Source organism: Nocardia sp. NPDC050793 (genome assembly GCF_040654065.1).
Classification (GTDB): Bacteria; Actinomycetota; Actinomycetes; order Mycobacteriales; family Mycobacteriaceae; genus Nocardia.
In genome coordinates this window covers 1,099,684-1,119,802 of the sequence record NZ_JBFAHG010000001.1, presented here as the reverse complement: position 1 = coordinate 1,119,802, position 20,119 = coordinate 1,099,684, and the positions used below count along the sequence as shown (strand labels likewise).

Here is a 20,119-nt window from a genome sequence, read left to right as displayed (position 1 = left end):
GGGACATGACCGCAGCCATCACCGCCCAGGTCGAACGCTTCGCCCCCGGTTTCCGCGACCTCATCCTCGCTACCCGCGTCCGCACCGCCGCCACCATGTCCGCCGACAACCCCAACTACATCGGCGGCGATATCTCCGCCGGCGCAATGACCCCTCCGTCAGACGATCTTCCGCCCCGTCCCCCGCTGGCGCCCTTACCGCACCCCACTATCCGGCGTCTACCTCTGCTCCTCCGCTACCCCACCCGGCCCCGGCGTGCACGGCTACTACGCCGCCCGCGACGAATTCGACAACCGCACAAACCCGCGCGACCTGCTGCGGGCCATCTACCGACGGTTCGCGGTGGGCTCGAATGAACAGCGGTCGCGACCCGTAGTGCTTACGCTGCTGCTATGCACGTGGGCGGGTCTGCACTGATCGGCCGTGCCGCCGAACTCGTTCTGCTCCGGAAGGCACTGACCGAGGCAGTCGGTGGACGGCCGCACATGGTGGTCTGCTCCGGTGAGGCGGGTATCGGTAAGACCCGGCTGTTGACAGAACTGGCGCGAGATGCGGAGCGGCGGGGTGTGGCGGTGTTCTGGGCGCGGTCGCTGGAATTGCCGGACGCGCCGCCCTATTGGCTGTGGCACCAGGTGCTCGGCGCAATCGAGGGCGACGGGTCCGCCGACCGTGCCACGCTGTTCGAGCGAATCGTCGACAGGCTGGCCGACATCACCGATGCCACCGGCGGACTGCTGGTGGTGGACGATATCCAGTGGGCCGATGAGCCGTCACTGGTCGCGCTGCTGCATGTCGTGCGGTCGTTGCGTGGCAGGCGATTACTGCTGTGCGCGGCAGAGCGGCAGCACCGGGAATCGCCCGGATGGTGTTCGGTGAAACCACGACTGATGTCCGAAGCGGCGGTCGAAAGCATTGTGGTGCCCGGCTTTTCGATCGAGGAGACGGGTCGCTATCTCGCGGTTCTCGCGGATCGCGAGATCGATGAGCCGCTCGCGCGAACGGTGCGTGCGCTGACAGGCGGCAATCCCTTCTTCATCCGCGAGCTCGGCCGGATGGTGCAGTCCACTCCCGATGCGGGGATTTCCGCGCTGCCGCCCCGGCTGGTCGATGTGGTGCGCACGCGGGTCGCGGTGCTGTCGGCCGCCACGCAGCATTTGCTGTCGGCGGCCTCTTTGCTCGGTGAGGAGTTCCCGCTCGCCATTGCCGCCCGGCTGGTCGAACGCCCGATGATGGAGTGTCTGCCCATGGCCGACGAGGGTATTCGCGCGGGCCTGCTGACGCCGGGCACCGCGGCAGGCCGGGTCACCTTCAGCCACGGCATCGTGCGCGCGGCGCTCGCGTCCGTCCTGCCGCTGCATCAACGAGCGCTGTTGCACGGCCGCGCCGTCCAGGCGATCGAGGACCTGTATGCCGACGATCTCGACGAGCATCTGGCCGAATTGGCAAGGCATGCGGGCGAAGCCGCCATTGCCGATGGCCGGGATACAGCGGCGCACTGGGCGCGGCGGGCCGCTGATCACGCCGCGGCGAGCCTCGCCTATGAGGAAGCCGATCGTCTCTACGGGCAGGCGCTCGGTCACACACCCGCGGCCGATTCCGTGGATCGTGTGCGGTTGCTGCTCGCGAAGGCCGCGGCCGCCGTGCGTTGCGGCCGGCTGGAATCGGCGGGTCCGGTGTGCGCGGAGGCCTTCGTAGTCGCGCGACGCCTCGACGATCCGGAACTGCTGGCCGAAGCCGCGCTCGTGCTCGAACCGATCGGCGAACGCGGCTGGGATCGTGATGTGCGCGACCGCTGCGATGATGCGCTGGACCGCCTCACCGACGAGCAATCTGCTTTGTGCGCAAGGGTATTGGCCCGGAAGGCCGAAAGCTTGCTCTATCTGGGCGAATACCATGAGATCCGGAGAATCTCGGCCACCGCCCTGCGCCATGCCTTCTTCTCGGGCGACCGGGATGCCTTCGCCGCCGCGCTCGCCGCACGCCAACTAGCCTGCAGCGGACCGGAATACGTCACGGAACGGGAATCGCTCGCCGCCCGCATGATCGAAGTGGGCAGCGGGGCGCGGCGACCGGCGGTGGAGATGCTCGGCTGGCTGTGGGCGGCCGATACACATTGGCAGCGCGGCAAACTCGACGAGGCCGAACGAGCCGTCGCTGCGCTGGCGTGGTGCGTTGACCGGGTCGGTGGCCCGATGGCGCGCTGGCATCTGCTCGTCGCACAGGCCGCCTGCGCCCAGGCGCGCGCCGACTTCGCCACCGCGCTGCGCCTGAGCGGCGCCGCCTTCGCGCTGCTGTCGGCCCTGGACCATCCCGCCGCCTTCGGCACCTACGCCTCGCTGATCGGGGCGATCGGCCACCATCATGGCTACCCCGAGCCGACCCTGGCCTCGTTGCCGCCCGCCCGCCGGGCGGATATCCGCAATGAACTGCTCGGCCTCATCGGACCCGCCCTCATGCTGCTCGAACTCGGCCGCACCGCGGAGGCGGAGCAGCTGTACCGTCGTGCTGGCACACCTCGGAACTGGACCGTGCCACCATATTTCACCCTCGACGCGCTCGCCGTCGGCACCCATATAGCGGTCGCGCTGCACGCGGTCGACGATATCGAGCACTTCCGCGAGCGGCTCGCGCCGTGGCGCGGGCATCACGTCACCAGCAGCGCGGGAGCCTCGAACTACTTCGGCCCCATCGAACTCCTGCTCGGCAAATGCGCTGCCGCCCTCTCGGATTGGGATGCCGCCGATGCCGACCTCACCGCAGCCGCCCGAATCTGCACCGACATAGGCGCTCCCGGGTTCGCCGTCGAGGCGGAGGCCGAACGCGCCCTGCTCGCCGCGCGCCGAGGCGATACCGCAACCGCCCGCACCCTCGGCGAGCGCATTCTCCCCACGGCACGCGCCCTGGATATGCCGCCCTGGGTCACCCGCCTCGAATCCCTCCTGAAGAGTGCAGGCGCACAACATCTTTCTCCCCGCGAACAAGAGGTCGCCGCCCTCATCGCAGCCGGCCGCACCAACCGCGAAATCGCCAGAACCCTGGTGATCTCCGAACGCACCGCCCAAAACCACGTCCAGCACATCCTGGGAAAACTCGGCTACACGACGCGCAGCCAGATCGCCGTCTGGGCAGCCCGCGAGGTGAGCCACGAATGAGCACCGCGGCGGCCGTCTCGGCCTTCGTCCAAATCATCACCACCCCGGCCGTCACATCCGCCCAATTCGAGACCGTGAACGCCGGTATGGGCAGCGAGCCCATCCGCGGCATTCTGCTGAGCGCAGCTGGATTCGTCGCCGGCAACCTGGTCACCCTCGACGTGTGGGACAGCCGCGCCGCCGCCGACCGTTTCGTCGCCGACCGCCTCATCCCGGCATTCGAACATACGGGGGTGATCCCCGAACCCGACAGTGCCGCTGTCGAGTTCGACGGCCGCATGACGGTGTCGGCCGCACCACCCCACCGGGCGCACATCCACATTACGAAGATTCCCGGAATCACCGTCGCCGAGTACGACAGGGTCGACAGTGTGGTCGGCGCCGCTCCGGTCACCGGCCAGTTCGTGCACCTCGCCGGTGTCTCGGCGGGCGCGCTGTACGTCATCGATCTGTGGGACAGCCACGAGGCCGCCGATCGGTTCCTGACCGAGCGGCTCTACCCGGCGTTCGAACGCGCGGGAGTCATACCGGATCCGGACGTCACCATGGTCGAGTTCGACGCCCAGGTGTCACCGCCGGTGAGTAGCGAATGAGCAAGGGATGAGTAGTTCGGTCGATTCCGGGCTCCGGCCGGTCTCCGTAGCGTCGGAAGTGCGCCCCATTCGACGGGTGATGGATTCCACTGAAACGGAGATACTCATGAGCTACCCCGATCCGGGAGAGGTGGCACGGCACGCGTCCCAGCAGGCGACGGACGCGCTGCGCCGGGCGAACAATGCGCCGCCACCCCGGGCCTACTACTCGCCGGGACGGGGCGACGACTCCGATGACGAGGCGATGATCGCCGCCGTGGTCGTCGCGGTTGTCGTCATCCTGATTCTCTGCACTCTCCTCTGATCGCGCCGGGAGTAGAGATGATGCGACGTTTTCTCGTGGCGACGGCCGCCGTCGGCTTACTCGCGAGCGGGGCCAGCGTGCCGGTCGCTTGGGCCGAGTCGCCGGAAGGGATTGTCTCGGTGAGCTTCCGCGGGACGAGCGGCCGAGATCGGTTGTCCTGCAACAATATCGTCACCGAGTTCAAGGTGTCGCCGAGTTCCGGAACGATCGAGTGGGATGCGACGGCGCACGATATCGATATCAGTTTCGCGGCACAGGATCTCAGGCGTGCCGTGCTGCCCGATGTGGTGATCACGCCGTCGTCCGGATTGCTGGGACCGGGCGAGAGCACGGTGGTGAAGGTCTCGGGGTCGGTGGCGAAACCAGCGAAGCAGTTCTGGGTGTGGGTCATTGCCCCGAACAGCACCGGGCGCGGGGGAGTGGGTGTCGGATTCACCTGCCAGGGTCGCTGAGCGCGCCGCCGGTCAGTAGTCCGTGCGGTAGAGGTCCGGTTCGATGTACATGTCGGGGACAGCCGGAACCGCCGCGCGGACACGGGCTTCCGCGTCGTCGATGGGGTGCCCTGGCCTCGATATCGAGGCCGGGGGTAATGCCGATTTTGGTGGCGACGAGAAGCGCGTCGGGGGCGAGGTACTGGGTCTTGATATTGAGGACCCGGGGTGACGCGGGTGCCGTCGACCAGGTCCTCGCGGACCCGGCGGTCCTCGTCGGGGGTTGCGCCCTCACCGATGAGAAGGCTCTTCGTTTCGACGATGAGGACGATGGCTATGACGCCGAGGCGGAGGCCGATGGCGAGAGTGCCGATGCCGTCCCAGAGCGGGTTGCCGGTGCAGTCGGTCAGCCCGACGCCGAGGAAGGCCAGGATGAGGCCGAACGCGCCTCACGAGGGCATATCCAAGGCAAGATCGTGCTTACCGTCGCCTAGCGAAGACGGCGCCGTCGCCGCACTACTCATTTGCGGGAGGGCGGCTTTCGGGTCTTTCTGGCGTCGATGTCGCGGGCTACCCGGCTGGCTCGAAGCGCACGGAGAGGGCCTGCGTCCCGGCCGGAGCCTTCCAGATGAGATCGACACCCTCGATCTCGGATCCCGCACCGCACGCGGAATCGCCGAACAGGTAGGCCCGGTCGCTGGTGCCGTTCTCGAAACGCACTGTGGCATCTTTCAATTGGATGCAGGAGCCGCTGTCCGGCCCTTCGATCGACAAGATCTCTCCCGCCACGGTGACGTAGGAGGCCCGGCCAATGGCCGCCTGTGCGGTAGCGGGCAGCAGCGCGAGCAGGACGAGCGCCGCGATGCCCGCACCGGTGGCCATGCCGAATTCACTTGGCAATCCCATGATTTCCCTCTCTCGGCGGGCCGCCCCGCCGACAACACTGGTCGATCCCGCCTCGGCATTTGTCAAATATGCTGGGAGACAATGACTGTCAACAGTATGACTGATGCGCAGATCGCTTGAAATGGGCGAGGTGCACCTGCCCAGGGCCATAACTGGCCGGGCCAGGTGCGGGTGAACCCCGGTGACACGCTCAGCAGATCGCGACCGGCTTGACGGGGACTCCCGTCATGCCATGAATGCGTGGTGGGAACGCGTAGGTCGCGGCATAGGACGTTCTGAGCCAGAGCGGTCTCGGGCCGTGTGATCGTCAGCGGCTGAGCCGACGTATTGATGACCGATCGCGGTGTCAGTGTCGGTGTCAGGCGTGTGTCAGGTCGCTGTCAGTCACCCCGGCGACAGTGTGTACATCGAACAAAACGACCGGCACCGACAGTGTTCCAGTGGGCGCCACAACCGATTTCGAGGAGTACACGACATGTCCATCACCATCACCATGACCGACCAGGACAAGAGCACCCTGCGCACCGCCGCCTACGGCGCCGTGTCGCTGATGGCCGCCTCCGGTGCGCCGCACAAGGCCATCACGCACGGCTCCATCGCCCTGACCTCGGCGACCGGGCTGGTTGGGCACGTGCTCGCCGCCAAGTCCAAAGACATCCATCTGCAAGGTAAGTCCGTCGCCGAACTCGCCGACCAGGTACTGCCCGCCCTGACCGCAGCCATGAGCCTGCTCGGCAAGCAATATCCGGGTGAGGCCGACAACTTCCGCGACACCGTCCTGGTCGCCATCGCGGCCCGCAGCGGCGAGCCCAGCCCCGCCGTGGCTGCGATGGCCCGCAAGATCACCGCGGCCCTCGACGCCGCCTGACGCGTGCTGGGCCGGCGCAGCGTAGCTGATAGCTGGTCGCGGGGTCCTCTCCAGGACCCCGCGACACGGCCACCGACCGTCGAACCTAGGGTGCGGCCGCGTGGCCGTTGGGAAACACGCGATAGGTGTTGTAGCAGGGGTGAAAGGGCGTCATCGATGAAACCGGTTCAGTGCTCGCCATGCTCGACCGAGCCGTAGACGACGATCTCCGCCTTGGCCGTCGCGGCGAGAACGATGAATCGCTCGAGCTTGTCCGAAGGCAGGAAACCAAGCACCAGTCCATCCGCGCCAGCGAAGATGCCGATCAACGCGGTATCGACCGCACAACAACGATCGGCCAACAACCGCAAGTAGGGCTGAAGATCGGTCTCGCTGTTCCAGGAACCGATATCGCCGTCGTACCGGTCCCAGTCCCAGGTCAGTCCTACCGGACAGGCGGGCATCAGCTCCAGGCGGCAGCGAATCGTGTCGGGATCGGCGATAACACGATGGAAGTAGGCCAAGGCGCTGTCGGTGCCGTCGAACAATGCCTCTATCAGCGCGTCTTCGGGATCGAACGCTGACCACAACGCATTCTCGAGGACGTACGCCAATCTGCCACGAGCCTTCTCGACATCGGGTGCGAGCAACTCGACGAGGTCGATGAGCGCCGCCCGTTGCGGCGCAGCGATGCGCGCGCTTCGGAACCTGTCGCGAGGCCGAGGAACAAAGTCGATGATCACTACATAGCCACGGTCGTCCCTGTCGAGGTCATCGAGCACCCAACTGTCCTCGGGCCGAATCCGATAGAACGCGAACTTGCCGTTGGTTTCGTTGGCCGCAATGATGCACCGCAGCGGAATCGGCGTGCTCAGCTCACCGGCCAGCCGCCCGACCTCCCGAGCCAGCGCGATCCCTTGCCTGAGCAGGGTCCGCTGCGCGTCGACGCCGACGATCGGCCCGTCGGCATACGTGGAGTCAACGGACACGAAATCTTCCAGGTGGAAGTCGTTGTGCCAGTGCTCCCAATCGTAGAGGTCGAACAAACGCCCCGGTGCGTCGTCAGCGTTCGCGGGAATCGGGGCCCAGGACACCACCTCGCCGCGACTTTCGATCCCGCCGTCCACCCAGGTACGCAAACCGGGGGCCAAACCCTCCTCTGGATCCAGACCACCGAAGCCGTCCCGCACACCGAGCAGTCTCGCCGCCCGGTCGTTCATCCGCACCGTAAGCACAACCCAAGCTATCGCTCGTACCGACATCGAAACACGTGGCCGCGCATCCATATTCGTAACACGACGTTCTCGTGCCGCCAGCAACACCTCGGGCTACGGTGCGTTCGGAGACGCCGAGACGCCCTCGGCGCCTTGGGCTTCGGCCAATACGTACGACTGCCGGAGCCCAGGAACAGAGGCGATGGCCAGATGGAACTCTGCGAGAACCCCTGTCGCCCTCATCACCGTGTTCGGCATCGGAGTCATCACCGCCATCCGCTACATCCACGACGCCTACCTCGAGTAATTCCCTGGAGGCCCCATGAGATCCTCTACAGCCCCGGCGCGGGGCACGATCAAGCGGCGTCAGTCCTCTGTCTCCATATGCGATTCCATGCGCGCCAGAATGTGGTCGATCTGTTCGCGCACCCACTCGGTGAGGCGGTCACTGCTCATCGCGGTGGCGACAGGGGCCGGGTGGTCCAGCGGCATGACGTAGCGGCCGTCGTCGGGGAGGTCGCGCCAGAGCATGCCGGCTTCGACCAAGCCGCGCGGGCCGTACTTGGAACGGCCCTGCAGGACCTTGACGATGCCGGTGCTCACCGCGGGGGTCGCGAAGAAGGCCTCGCTGCGGATCGTGTCGTCGTCTGTGTCGTCGTTGTCCGAGACGCCGGACGACGGGCCTTGGTGGACGATCGTGGGTTCCGAGGTCGGCAGGGCGAGCTGGATGTCGTCCAGACTGCCTGCATTGCATGGGGGCAGCAGCCCGAGCACGGTATCGGCCAGGGCGTGCGGGTCGCATTCGACAGCGTCGAAACCACCTGCGTGCATGAGGGTTTCGCCGGGTCGCTGGGTGATGATGTACCCGCGGGCGCGTTGCCGGACGGCATGTACCCGGGTGCGCGCTTCCGGGTTGTCGAAATCCTGGTCGTCCCAGGCGTGCGCCACGATGAAGATGTCAGGTCGGGCGATGGCGCTCGCCATGGCGTCCAGTTCGTAGTCGAACCGTGCCCGCAGCTGCTGCTGGACCTCGAACTTCTCCCGCTCGTAGTCGTCCGCCAGCCGGGTGCGGCTGGTGAAGACGAACGGGGCGGGCAGTTCGCCCTGCCGCACCTCCTCGCACAGCAGGTTGAACTCCAGGTCGGTGAACTTCCAGGTTCGGCTCACGAGTCGATCACCGGCTTCACCCGGTCCGGCACGGCGCCGATGGCGTCGTCCAGGTGCGCTTTGGACTTCAGATACTTGGCCGGCTTCTGCGCGGTATTGCCCTGCGCGCCGCCGCCCGCGCCGGCACCGGCCGGACCCATCATCGGGGGACCGCCCATCCCGTGCGCGCCCTGGCCCGCCGCCGCTGCGGCCGGGTACAGCGGGTGTTCGGCGCCGGGCAGCGACGCGCGCGGAAACGCTTGCCCGGCACGGGCCGGTTGGTAAGGATGCTCGGACAGACCACCTGGGCTGCCCACGCCACCGGAACCGGCGCCACCGCCGCCCGCGCCGGACGCCGGATCGACCGGCAGATCGCCCACGGCGGCGGTGAGAGCGGCCGGGTCGAACCGGCGCAGCATCTCGTGCAACTGGTCCGCGCCGGGCAGGGTGGCACCGAGCTGACCGAGCGACTCCAGTCCCTGGGTGAGCGCCGTACCGATCTGGCCGAGGAAGTCTCTGCCCGCCTGGGCGAACGACGCCGGGCCGCCGGCGCCCGTCGTCTGACCGGGGAGCCCGGCCCCGGAGGACGACTGGCCCGGCAAGCCGGCACGCGAGGGCGAGTGGTCACTCGTGCCGGTCGCGGCCGCCAGCGCCTTCTCATCCAGCGCGTTCGGCAGGTTGTCCAGTACCGACCGGACCTGTGCCGGGTCGAGACCGGTGAGCTTCGCCAGCTCGCCGACGTCGGCCACCTCCGGGATGTTCTTCAGCACCGACCGCACCTGTTCCGGGGAGAGGCCGCTCTTCTTGGACAGGGTGTTCTCGTTCAGCAGCTTCGGCAGATCGCCGAGCATCGACCGCACCTGGGCCGGATCGGCGCCGGTGGCCTTGGCGAGCGCGTCCTCCAGCCCGCTCGCGCCGGATCTACCCGCACCCGCCCCCGATGACCCACTGCCCGTTCCGCCGCTGCCGGACGATCTGCCCTTCGCGCCGTTGGGCAGCGGAGCGGACCCGAGCGACGGGACGCTGGGCATGCTGGTGCCGCTGCCTCCGGAGGGCGAGTCGGACGACTCGCCGGGAAAGCTGCTGCGCGGGAACGGATTCCCCGAACCCGACGGGCGCGACTGCGTCCCGCCGCCGTCCGGCGAACCACCGCCGGACGAGCCGACCGGGGTCGCCGCACCACGGGCGCCGGCCGCGGCGGACTCCGTCTCCCTGCGCGCGGCTTCGTAGCCAGGCGGGAGCTGCCCCTGCGACCCGGAACCCTTGCCGCTGCCGCCACCGCCCTTGGCGCTGTTGGGCAGCGGGGCACCCCTGCCCGATCCGGTGCCGCCCGATCCGGTGCCGCCCGATCCGGTGCCGCCCGATCCGGTGCCGCCCGATTCGGCGCCGTGCGATCCGGCGCTGTCAGGGCGCGGGCTTGTGCCGGAACCCGCTGTGTCGTAACCGGACTGGCTCGCCGGGTCGACCTGCCCGTAGCCCGGCTGGTACCTCGGATCCGGCTGCTGGTTCCCGGAGCCGTCCTGGTTGTTCCCGTGCTGGCCGTTGCCGTTGCCGTGCTGGCCGTTGCCCTGCTGGTTGTTCCCGGGCTGGTTCTGGCCCTGACCACCCTGCGGCGCCGGTTGGGCAATCGGACCGTTCACCACGGGCATCGCCGAGACGGTGTTCTTCATGCCCTCGCCGTAGTGCTTCTGCCACTCGTCGCGGTACCGGCGGGTCACCCGGCCCGGGCAGCAGTCACCGGGATCGGGGCTGGAAGGCATGCTGAGCTTGGTCAGGTGCAGCCACTGCGCGCTGTAGTCCAGGTTCTGGCTCATCGCGATCATCGAGGTGGCCAGTGGTTGCACGCCGTCGGAGTAGTTTTTGATCGCCGTGGCCGCCGCGGCCGCGCCCTGCCCCTCCCATGCCTCGGTACCGGCGTTGATGGCGTTCACGAGGGTGTTGAGCTTGCCGAGCAGGTCGTTGGCAATGCTGTGCCAGGTGCCCGCGGCGGCCAGCACCGGAGCCGGGTCGAGATCGCGTCCCAGCTCGTATAGTTCACTGAAGGCGAGGCTGTCCTTGTTCTCGATGCTGGCGGTGACGCCCGGATCCTTCTCGCCCTGGTAGTCCTTCAGCGAGGCGGGGAAGCTCTCTGCGTTCGCGTGCTGGAGGTGCGGCTTGCCGTCCTTGCCCTTCCACGCGAATCCGCCGTTCGGCTTGTCGAATTCGGCGTCCGGCCCGCCCGGCTTGCGTGCGCCGGGGGTGTAGGGTCCGGCCACGGTCGGCATCTTCAGGTCGGTGAGCGCCTTGAAGTCGCTCTCGGACTCACCCTCGGCGTTCGCGTACGCCTTGCCCGCCGCGATGTAGGTCTCGCCCATGTCCGTGACGATGTCGGCGTGATCTTTGAGGATGGTTCGCAGCCGGTTTCCCTTGGTGGTGAACGCCATCGCCAGCTGGGTGCCGGAGGTGAGGGTGCCGATCGGCACGAAATTGTCGAGGCGCAGGTTCGTCACGGCCGCGGCCATACCGAGCAGGTCGTCGACCAGATCGGCGCAGGCGCGAGCGGCGGCCAGTGCGTCGGCCGTGTCGAACTTCAGATACCCGGCCTGCGCCTGGTTCTTCAAGCCCGACCACGTGCCCGGTTCGAGAGCCATCCCTTTCACCCTTCTTGTCGCATGGGCGCACCGCGCGCGCCGCGTCAGTCGTCGTTGTCGGCCACCATGGACCGGGGCGCGCGTGCGCCGGAATCGTCGTCGGGCCAGCGGCTCGGGTCCGGCGAAGTCAGCGGCGGTGGCGGCGCCGTCGGCATGAGCGAGCCCAGATCCGGTGCGCCCTCGATGATCTCGGAGAGTTTCGGCAGGGCGTTCTTGCGTTCCAGCAGCGGGCGCATGAGCTCCCGGCTGCGCTCGGTCACCTTCGCCGCGGCGGCCTGCACCGCCGCGGTGACGTTCTCCGCGATCTCTTCGAGGGTCAGATCCAGGACGTCGTCGGCGAACTTGGTGTCGATCAGGATGCCGTCGGCGTTCACCGTGACCTCGATGCGCTGATCGCACACGCTCACCGTCTCGGTGAGCCGCGAACGCCGCTGCTGCAGTTCGGCGATGCCGCGGAACTGCTCGCCGAGACCCTCCACCAGCGTCGCCATGTCGGCGCGCAGGCGTTCGTTGACGGTGGGCTGCCCGGTCACGTCGTCGGCTTCCTGAACTGGCCGGCGTTGCCGGAGTCGGTAGCGGCCAGGACATCCGCGGCATCACGCTGACCGGTCGCCATGTCGCCCAACGTGGTCGCGGCGCCGATGGCGCCCTCGATCAGGTTGTCCCGCGCCGCCTTGTAGCCCTTGTCGCCGTCCAAGAACTTGTGGCCGCGCTTGTCATCACCCCACGGCATGACGGTGCCGTCGGACTCGACACCGCTGAGGGTGTTGCGCAGCTTCTCGGCGACCCCCTTGACGTCGTTCGACAGCTCCCGGGTCAGATCCGAGGCGTGGCGCAGCTTCTGGGGATCGACCTCCAACCGGTCCGCGGCCATGGCACTCCCTTCTGTGTCGTCGGATTACGGGGTGAACGGGACGTCGACCTGCTCGCCGGGGTTCGCGAGTGGCGCATCCGCCGCAGGCGCGGCGCCCGGGGCCGGCAACCACTGCTGCCCGGAGGAGCCACTCGACGATGGCGGTGAATACGGCCCGGGCAGCGGTTCCACCCACGGCCACTGCTTCGGCCGCGGCTTGCCGCGCACGTCCTTGCCCTCGCCCAGGAACGGTTCGCTGTGGTGGGTGGCGATCGGGTTTCCGTTGCTGCTCCCGCCATTCGCGCCGGTCACCTGAGCACCGGACGGCGGGAGCGGGCGTGGCTGCGCACCGCCGGAATGCCCGCTGCTCGACGAGGAGGACGACCCTATCGGCGCCGGGGGAGCGGCGTGCGACGATCCCGAGCCGGACGGAGGCGGTGGGGTCCAGCCGCCGTCGACCGAGGACGACCACGAGGTCGGGGGTTGATTGGTGCGGGCGTCGTGGTACACCGTGCTGCCCGAGCTACTGCTCGAACGGCTCCCGCCGCTCGAACTGCTCCCGCCGCTCTGGAACGAGCTCGCGGCGTCGTGATAGACGCTGTTGCCCGAGGCGCTGCTGTGCGAGGACGGCGGCCGGCTCGACGAGCCCGCGACGGTGGAGTGCACCGGCTGAACCGAGGACGACACGCTCGCATTGGAACCGCTGGCCGACTGGCCGGACGGCCGGGAGCTCGACCCGCTGGACGAACCGTCGCTCACCGGTGGCCGAGGCGCCGCATTGCCGGAATTCGGTTTCGGCATCCAGACATAGGAGCGAATGTCGCCGTGCCCCGGTGGAATCGGCTTGCCGAGGGCGAAACCGCCGCGCGCACCGCCCACCGCAGCACCCCGCGTGACACCGCCGACCCAGCCCGGCCCGGAGGCGAACGACGAGAAGTCTCCGGTCACCGCGCCCACGGCCAGGTTGCCGAAAGTGGTGCCGACCGCACCGGAGGCGCCACCGATCACCGCACCACGACCGACCCGGCCCGCGATGTTGTTCAACTGCTTGCCCGCAACCTTGTCGATACCGTGCCCGAGGTAGCGCCCGAATTCGCGCCCTGGCACCATGCCCGCGACACCGGCGAGGATGGATAGCCCGAATTCCGTGCCGTTGAAGTGCCGTCGTTTGCCCGCCGCGAGCTGGCCGACCTGCACCGAGCCGTTGATGGTCCCGGTGATGGCGGTCGCCTCGATGGCCCGCGCACCGTAGACGCCCCAGCCCTTCGCGGTGGGAAAGACCGGCCGCAGCCGCGCGGCCTGGGTCCAGAAGTGGCGCTTGGCGGTCGAAGCACCCAGGCGTGCAGCGAGATTGGTGATCGCCTTCTGCACGAAGTCCTCGAACACCTTGAGGAAGGAGCGCGTGGTGGTGATCGCGGCCGCCTCCACCGCGGGCGCGGTGGGCGGAAAGAGCCAGGCCCACAGGATCTCCAGCGCCAGCCAGGCCAGCGTCACGATAACGGTGATCTTGGTGGCCTGGATCTCGGTGCCCATGTCGAAGGTGCTGTCGCCGACGGTGCTCATGAACTTCGCCAGCTCCTCGACGGAGTGGTCACCGGTGCGCAGCGCGTCGTAGCGGGCGCCCATCGCGGTACCGCCCTCGCCCTGCGGGTAGGCGTCGATGGTGGCCTGTTTGGCCGCAGCGATATCGGCGAGCAGGGCCGTCAGCTCCGTGCTCGCCGTCTTCCATGCCTCCGATACCGCCCATGCGACGTCCTCGTCGCCCTGTGGCCAGGTGGTTCCGGCCACCCAGGCCAGCCACTGCAACCCCTCGGGCATGTGAATGGTCATCGCTGCACCGCGGCGGCTCCGTACCGCCCCGTCGGATTGCTCACCGCAGCTCTCCTCTCGGCGTTCGATGTCGTGGGATTACAACGCAGGCAATTGAATTCGCAATGACGGGCAAACGAATTCGCCGCACCGGCGCCGTTCGTTCCCGAGTGGTAGCGTGCGGGCCCGATCGAGGAGGTGTCGCTTTCATGACCGCAGCAGAGGATTCGCTCCCCGCCGATTCCGAGTCACCGCTCGCCGACGCGGCGAGCCGCCGGATCGCCGAGGAATTGATCGCGCTCGCCCCGCCGGGCTGGCACGAGATGCAGGCGGTGTTCGCGCTGACCGCCGTATCGGAGCTGGCGTCGGTCTTCTTCACCGACGAGGGGGGCCATCCGGCCCAGGTGTTGCCGTCCGAGGAGGTGCTGGCACTGGTCCGGCGGCACCGTACGGCATCGGCCGCCCTGCCCGGTGGCCCGTGGTGGCGTTACCTGGTGACGGCGTCGGCGTCCGGCGAGATCGGTGCCGAGCACGACTTCGGCGCCGAGCCCTTCCCGGACGACCACCTCTTCCCGCCGGAGGTGTATCGGGCTGACCTGGAGGCGTTTCCGCGGGCGCGGCTCCCGGTCTGGCTGGCAGCCCATATCGGGCACGAGGACCGGCAGTCCCGGCCCACCGAGCAGGCGGGGGCACTTGCTCGGGCCGCCACGCTCACCCCGGAAATCGAGACGACATTGCCCGCGCTGCCGTTGCTGGCGATGCGCTGGGCGGCGATCGCCGCGTCGTTCGTGGCAGCCGGATCTCCTTGGGGGCCGCGGGTGCTGCCCGCGCTTGGCCTGTTCGAGGGCGCCGAGCGCAGCGGTTCCACGCTATGGCTGGTCCCTGGCGACCGTGCGGTGCTCTCCGGCGGAGTATGGAACGACCCGGTGCTGGACGCGGTCTACAACGCCGGTGCTCCCATGCCGGATCTCTACGCGGGCGCGCCGGGGTGGGTGGCGAACCCGCTGCTCAACCCGCGGGCCGGGTCTGGGTTGCTCTCCTTCTGTTACTGGTGGGAGGGCGCCCACTGGTATCGCGGCGCCGCCCCGCCCGCGAGCGAGGTCGCGGCCGCGATTCCCGGGGTATGGACCAGGGAGAGCACGGCCGACATCGTGGCGTCGCTCGCCGAGGAATCGGGCGTCGAAGCGCGGGACGCGGCACTGGAACTGGTGCTGGCCGCGGAGCACGGCGCGGCCGAGCGCGCACTGTTGGTGCGGCTCTTCGGCGAGCGGGAGGAAGTGGACGGCGCGCTACACCAGCTACTCATGGCGGGCGCGGCGGACTAACCGTCGGGGGCCTCACCGGAGCGCTCGTTACCCAACCCTCGCCGTGATGATTTGCACGCCAAGATATTCCAGGCGACAGCGTAGATCAAAGCCACCCCCACGCCAGCCTGGACTCCACCGATCAGCGCCGATCGGACGACGTCGTAGCCGCTGGTCCGACTCGCGGGCCCGGCAAGCGCGGTTACGGCACCGAGCGCCGCGAGCGCCGCGATTCCGGCCAGTACCGCCCATCGAATCCGCGGGCGCAGTCCCGGCCGATCAATGCTCGCGCGGGTGCGGCCGTACCAGCCGACGACAGCGGAACCCAAGACGATCATTCCCCCGATCGAGGACGCGTAGCCGATCACGTTGTACAGCTTGTGCGGTTCCGATACGGCAGTTTGCAACCAGGCCCAGCGCCGCACCGCCGCTCCATCGGTTTGGGTGAAGGCGTCCCACACCAGGTGCGTGGTGGCGCCGACGAGCACCGACGTAGCCGTTGTCAACTGTCCGGCCAACGATCGGAAGCCCCTAGGCGGCGGCGGGACTCGCCGCCGTAATCCTGTTGGCGCCAAGGCCAGCAGTGGATCAGCCGTCATCCGAAAGATCTGCAGCAGCACCAACCCCAACAGCACGTCCCACACCAGCAAGCCATTGATCGAATGTGTGTCCACGTGAAGGGAAACCGGCACGTAGTACAGCGCATCGGGCGCGACCGTACCGGCCACCATGGCCGGAAGATGCAGGTATCGGCGCAACGGCAGAACCGCCGCGGGATGGGCGAAAGTGAACGGCACCAACCCGAAAATACCCCGGCCGCAATCAGGAACGAGCCGTAGTGGCGGCGTTGCGATCACCGAATCTGCTTCTGGTGCAAGCAGATCCAGAAACTGGTCGCTGTGGGTCTGCGAGTTCTATTCGCCGCCGACATCGCCAATGAACCGTTCTGGTCTATCCAGGCGTGGCCCGCAACGGCGGCGCGACGGCCACCGGAACGGGCTTACCGACATCGATGTCAGTGTCAGCCCTTAACGTGTCGGCGAGGCCGAACCACTTGATACACAGGAGTTCTCATGACGTCCAGTGAAAGCCCAGCGGCAGGCATCCATGCCTGGGATGCCGAACTGACCGCCGCCTTCGACATCCTGCTAGACGGGAAGCCAGCCGAGGACCCCACGGCGGAGTACGGCGTGTACTACGCCGATGACTCGCTGGACGAGTTCTTGTACCCGAGCGCCTGGGCCACCCCAGCAGCGCTCGCCGAGCCGGAGCCCAGGCGGCTGCCGTTTCCTGGTGCCGACGAGTACCCCTTGTCCCCGGGGGTGTGGCGGTTCGACCTGAGCCGGTCGCTGTTCCGCTTCGACGACCACTTGCTGGACGGGACGGGACCGTGGGACGCGGCCGGGCCCAAGGGCCCCCGACCCTTCGGTGACGACTTCGTCGCCGACATACGCGCCGCCGCGATCGCTGGCGCCGATGAGGTACTGGTGCGTGGCGCGGAACTCGGCCCGTTGCTCTCCCGGCACGGCATGGATTTGACCCACGAGAGCTCCAGGAAGCTCAACAACTGGCTGACCGTACTGTTTCGGGTCGCCACCGATGGCACCCTGGCCGACGCGATGCGCGCGGCGACCTTCACCGAGCGCGGCCCCGAACATCTGGTGCCATTCGACGACGAGGACTACCTCGATACAGCCGAACCCCGATGGGAGGCGGCACTGGCAGCGATCACCCACCCCGAGCTCCGCGACCACCTGCGCATGCTCTGCCTCGACGAGGAAGACGCGCGTGCGGCCGGCGCGCACTACTGCAACGCCGACCGGTGGCCCTTCACTACCGGCATCCTGGACAGCCTCGGCGCTCGACTGGTCGCGGGCTGGGAGTATGGCGAATCTCAGGCGGGCACCGCCGTGGTAAAGCTGCCGGATACGCCGCACGCGCGCTGAACCGGACCGATCGAACAATCTGGATAGGAAGTAACTGTCCGGCATGCGAGGTGTAGCCGGACGGTTTGCCCGCCCGATCGGGCGGGCGCGACTTCCGCCCGGACTACCCGACCGCGTTGCCGGTCGGCACGGCGGGCGCGTGCTCCCGAGTTGTAGCACCCGACAGTGACAGCGCGCGCAGCGCACACAGCCAGCCGATGGCGCCGATGGCCATCCTGGGGTAGTTCAGTGTGGTCCATGTGTCGACGAAGGACTCCACGCGCTCGGGAGTCCAGTCCGCGCCGTTGGATTGGAAGATCAGCATCTGGGTCGCGAAGTAGGCGTAGGTCGACACCGAGTAGCCGAGCATGACGGCGGCCCCCGCGATCCACCAGCGCCGGAAGGCGACCGGTGTGCGCCACGCGAGGTACAGGTTGATCAGCGAAAGAGCCGACACCACCGGGGAAACGAACGGCCAGAACGCGCGGCCTGCCTTCTTGAAGCCGGACGCCTCCATCGCCGGGAACAGCTCGTCAGGGGGTGTGTCCGCCCACATCGGAATGACGGCGAGTTTCTCGTACCATCCGGCCCCGAACTGGATTCCCACAAAGATGACCAGCAGCCAGAGGGGTATCGCCCGCTTCGTCGTCATGTCCGCATCTCCTTCGTGCCATCGAGTATTCTCTATTTGAGAGCCTCTCTGATGTAGAGAGATTAGAAGGAAGTGATGTGAAATGGGATCAGGGAAAACCCGGAAAGAGGCCCTGAGTTCGCTGCAGACGGAGCTGCGGATACAGGCAACCCGCACCGTCATCTTTCATTCGGCCGTCGCCGCACGGCTCGGGATTACCGTCACCGACCTGAGCTGCCTCAATGTGCTGAGCATGGACGGACCGCAGACGCCGGGGCAGTTGGCCGACCGTATCGGCATCACTCGGGGCGGTGCGGTGACCGCGATGATCGACCGGCTCGAGCGGGCGGGTTTCGTGCGCCGCGATCGAGATCCGCAGGATCGGCGCCGCGTCCTTGTCGCCCTGGTCGGCGCGCAGGCGCGGGACGCGGTTGCTCCGCTGTTCACAGGGCTCGGCGCGTCCGTCGGCGCGTATCTGGCCGAGTGCGACGACAGCGAACTAGCGGTACTGCAGCGTTTCGTCGCCGCGCTCAACGACTCCGTCGCGGCAGCTACCGACGCGCTCCGCGGTTCGGCTGCGGAGCGGTAACGGCCGGTGCCCCACGAGGTTTCGCATCCACGCCCAGTCATGACAGCGTCCGGCGACAGTGAGGGTGATGCCGGAACTCGTTCGCGAGCTTCGTAGGCAACGAGCATGTGCCAGTTCGCGAGCGGGAATCGGCCAGGCTGGCTCTGCAGCTCGCGGCTGCGGCGCAAGACAGGTCGGATATGGCGGACCGGCCCGGTGATGCTGCCGGCATGACGGCCCCGTCGCCATCTGCCAGTCTGGACGACGAGGTCGCCGAACTTTTACCGCTTGCCAAGTGGTGGGTGGCGGCCCGTCGGTTCGTCGCTACCCGGCACACGTCAGACATCGAATCCAGTTCCGAATCAGCACGATGAGCAGGGAGACCGCATGACCGAGGCGTCGACGATCGAGGGTGGGGCCAGCACCCGCACGCTTCCGCATCCACCTTTTCGGCTGCCGCTGCTCGGTGATGTGCTGACTACCGATTTCGCGAAACCTTGCCAGCGGTTGGCTGAGCAGGCGCGCGAACTCGGGCCGGTGTTCGAACAGAAGCTCTTCGGCTATCCGGCAGTCATCGTGACCGGCACCGGGGCGGTCGAGGAGGTCAACGACGAGTCGATGTGGGAAAAACACGTCGGGCACGCGCTGATGAAGCTTCGGCCGCTCGCAGGCGACGGGTTGTTCACCGCCTTCAGCCGGGAACCGAACTGGGAGAAGGCGCACAACATCCTGATGCCTGCCTTCACCAAGTCGGCAATGGCCAACTATCACGCCGCGATCACCGCCACGGTGCGCGAGTTGACCGATGCCTGGGCGGCGGAGGCCGCGAGTGCGTGGATAGATGTTCCCGAACACTCGAACGCGCTGACCTTCGAGATCATCGCGCGGGCCGGGTTCTCGCATTCGTTCCGTTCGATGGCCGACCAGCGCTCGGATCCGTTCGTCGAGGCGATGGTTCGTGAACTCACCTACGCAAACCGGCGCACCGACGTCCTGCCCGTGTTCGAGCGGATCTTCCGCCGTGGCAGGGCTCGTCAGCACCAGCAGGACCTGGTCCATGCCCACAGCGTCGTCGACAGCATCATCGCCGCTCGCCGAACCCAGTCCGGCACAAAACACCACGACATACTCGACCTCATGCTCGGCAGCGCCGATCCCGCATCCGGAGAATCGCTGGACCCCACCAACATTCGCAATCAGATCCTGACCTTCCTTGTCGCGGGCAGCGAGACATCGGCGAACACCATCGCCTTCGCACTGCACTATCTGTCCATTCACCCCGAGATCGCCGACGGTGTACGGGCTGAACTCGACGAGCGCTGGCCGACAAGAGATTTCCCCGATATCCGCTTCGAGGATGTGGCCAAACTGCGGAGCCTACGACGGGTTGTCGATGAGACGTTGCGACTGTGGCCGACCGGACCTGGCTACTTTCGGCGTGCACGTCAGGACACGACGCTCTGCGACGGCAGATACCGTTTTCGGCAGAAGGATTGGGTGCTGGTCCTGCTCCTCGCCGCGCACCGCGACCCGGCTTGGGGTCCCGACGCCGACGAGTTCAACCCTGACCGCTTCCTTCCCGACAACATCCGGAAGCTGTCACCGCGCATCTACAAACCCTTCGGCACGGGTCCACGCGCCTGCATCGGCCGGCAGTTCGCCCAGCACGAGATCACTGTCGCGTTGGCCGCGATCCTGCACCAGTTCGACCTGGAACCCGACCCGGACTACCGACTCGACGTCCGCGAAACCCTCACCCTCAAACCCGCGGGCCTACGACTGCGACCTCACCCGCGAACCAGCTGA

Annotated in this window: 18 protein-coding genes and 2 pseudogenes; 10 read left to right on the top strand and 10 right to left on the bottom strand. The window is 67.7% G+C overall.

The window, feature by feature from the left end; all coding sequences use genetic code 11:
• Positions 1-2 precede the first annotated feature (2 nt).
• The 5 genes and pseudogenes from AB0H50_RS04955 to AB0H50_RS04935 all read left to right on the top strand — a co-directional run.
• A pseudogene (locus AB0H50_RS04955) lies at positions 3-417 on the top strand (hypothetical protein); the annotation flags it as partial.
• On the top strand, positions 393-3,152 hold the full coding sequence (locus AB0H50_RS04950; RefSeq protein ID WP_357446825.1) for an AAA family ATPase: 2,760 nt from the start codon (positions 393-395) through the stop codon (positions 3,150-3,152). The pseudogene AB0H50_RS04955 and the gene AB0H50_RS04950, both read left to right, overlap by 25 nt.
• Complete coding sequence (locus AB0H50_RS04945) at positions 3,149-3,745, top strand: hypothetical protein (RefSeq protein WP_357446822.1); 597 nt, start codon at positions 3,149-3,151, stop codon at positions 3,743-3,745. Before AB0H50_RS04950 ends, AB0H50_RS04945 begins: the two co-directional genes overlap by 4 nt.
• Before the next feature lie 106 nt (positions 3,746-3,851).
• Positions 3,852-4,049, top strand: coding sequence for a hypothetical protein (locus tag AB0H50_RS04940; RefSeq protein WP_357446819.1), 198 nt, complete (start codon positions 3,852-3,854; stop codon positions 4,047-4,049).
• Positions 4,050-4,066: 17 nt separating this feature from the next.
• Entirely contained in the window at positions 4,067-4,501 is a 435-nt protein-coding gene (locus AB0H50_RS04935; RefSeq protein ID WP_357446816.1) for a hypothetical protein, read from the top strand.
• Positions 4,502-4,513: 12 nt separating this feature from the next.
• Here AB0H50_RS04935 and AB0H50_RS04930 read toward each other — a convergent pair.
• Positions 4,514-4,920 (bottom strand): annotated as a pseudogene (locus tag AB0H50_RS04930) (cation transporter); the annotation flags it as partial.
• A gap of 130 nt (positions 4,921-5,050) precedes the next feature.
• Positions 5,051-5,386, bottom strand: a complete 336-nt coding sequence (locus tag AB0H50_RS04925; protein WP_357446813.1) for a hypothetical protein — start codon at positions 5,384-5,386, stop codon at positions 5,051-5,053.
• Between the two features lie 475 nt (positions 5,387-5,861).
• On the opposite strand from AB0H50_RS04925, the gene AB0H50_RS04920 reads away from it, so the two are divergent.
• Positions 5,862-6,254: a hypothetical protein gene (locus AB0H50_RS04920; RefSeq protein ID WP_357446810.1), complete on the top strand. Its 393-nt coding sequence runs from the start codon at positions 5,862-5,864 to the stop codon at positions 6,252-6,254.
• A 167-nt stretch (positions 6,255-6,421) separates the two neighbouring features.
• Here the strand turns inward: AB0H50_RS04920 and AB0H50_RS04915 are convergent, their stop codons facing one another.
• The 6 genes from AB0H50_RS04915 to AB0H50_RS04890 all read right to left on the bottom strand — a co-directional run bounded on the left by AB0H50_RS04915 (position 6,422) and on the right by AB0H50_RS04890 (position 13,906).
• The gene (locus tag AB0H50_RS04915; protein ID WP_357446807.1) at positions 6,422-7,555 is read right to left on the bottom strand and encodes a hypothetical protein; all 1,134 of its coding nucleotides are present in this window, start codon (positions 7,553-7,555) and stop codon (positions 6,422-6,424) included.
• A gap of 258 nt (positions 7,556-7,813) precedes the next feature.
• Entirely contained in the window at positions 7,814-8,614 is an 801-nt protein-coding gene (locus tag AB0H50_RS04910) for an ESX secretion-associated protein EspG (RefSeq protein ID WP_357446804.1), read from the bottom strand.
• On the bottom strand, positions 8,611-11,223 hold the full coding sequence (locus AB0H50_RS04905; RefSeq protein ID WP_357446801.1) for a hypothetical protein: 2,613 nt from the start codon (positions 11,221-11,223) through the stop codon (positions 8,611-8,613). Before AB0H50_RS04905 ends, AB0H50_RS04910 begins: the two co-directional genes overlap by 4 nt.
• Positions 11,224-11,267: 44 nt before the next feature.
• Positions 11,268-11,756, bottom strand: a complete 489-nt coding sequence (locus AB0H50_RS04900; protein ID WP_357446798.1) for a YbaB/EbfC family nucleoid-associated protein — start codon at positions 11,754-11,756, stop codon at positions 11,268-11,270.
• Positions 11,753-12,097 (bottom strand): hypothetical protein, encoded by a 345-nt coding sequence (locus AB0H50_RS04895; protein ID WP_357446795.1) that lies wholly within the window; start codon positions 12,095-12,097, stop codon positions 11,753-11,755. Before AB0H50_RS04895 ends, AB0H50_RS04900 begins: the two co-directional genes overlap by 4 nt.
• Before the next feature lie 24 nt (positions 12,098-12,121).
• A complete protein-coding gene (locus tag AB0H50_RS04890) occupies positions 12,122-13,906 on the bottom strand; it encodes a hypothetical protein (RefSeq protein WP_357446792.1) in 1,785 nt (594 codons plus the stop codon).
• A gap of 188 nt (positions 13,907-14,094) precedes the next feature.
• On the opposite strand from AB0H50_RS04890, the gene AB0H50_RS04885 reads away from it, so the two are divergent.
• Complete coding sequence (locus AB0H50_RS04885) at positions 14,095-15,210, top strand: hypothetical protein (RefSeq protein ID WP_357446789.1); 1,116 nt, start codon at positions 14,095-14,097, stop codon at positions 15,208-15,210.
• Here the strand turns inward: AB0H50_RS04885 and AB0H50_RS04880 are convergent.
• Positions 15,207-16,046: a DUF4184 family protein gene (locus tag AB0H50_RS04880; protein ID WP_357446786.1), complete on the bottom strand. Its 840-nt coding sequence runs from the start codon at positions 16,044-16,046 to the stop codon at positions 15,207-15,209. The two genes, AB0H50_RS04885 and AB0H50_RS04880, sit on opposite strands and share 4 nt — an antisense overlap.
• 216 nt (positions 16,047-16,262) lie before the next feature.
• On the opposite strand from AB0H50_RS04880, the gene AB0H50_RS04875 reads away from it, so the two are divergent.
• Positions 16,263-17,135: a hypothetical protein gene (locus tag AB0H50_RS04875; protein WP_357446784.1), complete on the top strand. Its 873-nt coding sequence runs from the start codon at positions 16,263-16,265 to the stop codon at positions 17,133-17,135.
• A gap of 103 nt (positions 17,136-17,238) precedes the next feature.
• Here the strand turns inward: AB0H50_RS04875 and AB0H50_RS04870 are convergent, their stop codons facing one another.
• Entirely contained in the window at positions 17,239-17,766 is a 528-nt protein-coding gene (locus AB0H50_RS04870; protein ID WP_357446781.1) for a DUF1772 domain-containing protein, read from the bottom strand.
• Between the two features lie 82 nt (positions 17,767-17,848).
• On the opposite strand from AB0H50_RS04870, the gene AB0H50_RS04865 reads away from it, so the two are divergent.
• A complete protein-coding gene (locus AB0H50_RS04865) occupies positions 17,849-18,334 on the top strand; it encodes a MarR family transcriptional regulator (protein ID WP_357446778.1) in 486 nt (161 codons plus the stop codon).
• 366 nt (positions 18,335-18,700) lie between these two features.
• Positions 18,701-20,119 carry a cytochrome P450 gene (locus tag AB0H50_RS04860; protein WP_357446775.1) on the top strand — a complete coding sequence of 473 codons (1,419 nt, stop codon included), beginning with the start codon at positions 18,701-18,703 and terminating at the stop codon, positions 20,117-20,119.